At 29.6% G+C, this 901-nt stretch carries 1 protein-coding gene; it reads right to left on the bottom strand.

Annotated elements, in window-relative coordinates; translation table 11 throughout:
- Positions 1-901 (bottom strand): EpsG family protein (locus AC1DQW_RS27790; protein ID WP_477457038.1); only part of this gene is annotated, 901 nt, incomplete at both ends.

Genomic DNA, 901 nt, shown 5'->3' with positions numbered 1-901 from the left:
ATGTACATCATAAATAAATTCTCGTAATGCTTGTTTTCTTTGAGTATTTTATCATAAAACAGCCACATGGAAAACAGCATAAAAATATTAGTTAAGGCTAAAAAGTTAAACTGTAAACTATTAGGAAACAATTCTATATAGGATAAAAACTTCTCAATTAAAAAGCTTGATGAATTGGGCAATAGTAAAAGAATACGGCTTATTAAACTTAAAACTTTGAGTGGTATTATAAAGTTTATTATATAGAAAAGACCTGTTACTGCAATTAATTTTCTCGAAAGACGCAATTTAAATATGCCGTATATAGGTATAAATATTAAAGCACTGTTATGAAAAAGCGTAGCTACCAAACAAATTAAAAGATATTTAAAAAATGATTTATTGATTTGAGGTATGGCAAACAGCAAAGTATAAAACGCTAAGCTCTGTCTTAAAATGTCGAACTCCCGGAAAATATTAATTGAATATAAAATTAACATAAACATATACCGGTAGTCGGAAATATATTTTTTTATAAACCATGTTAAACAAAAAAGATTATAGGCAGATATAATTGCCACAAAACCAGGAAAACCTATACCTAAAGTTTTAACTATAAGACAAAACCACTTATATCCAATTTCAAATGGTACGTCATAAAATATGGGGGCATTATCAGGACCGGATATTACCTGACCAATGCTCTCGGTATGTTCCATAAAATCATAATACTGAAGCCAGTCAAGCCCAACCTTATAACGAAAACCTATAAAAATAAAGGCAACAATAACTGTTGTTGGCCAAAGCAGTTTTAGTATATAATTAATATATTCCTCTTTGAACTTTGCAGACTCAAAAAATGCCAGTATAGCCAAAGGGACGAAAAAAAGAAGGTACCCTGTCATAATAAAGTCTCCAGTAT

Source organism: Mucilaginibacter sp. P5_A4 (assembly GCF_056400605.1).
Note: the sequence above shows the minus strand (reverse complement) of the source record. Positions and strands in the feature narration are given on the sequence as shown.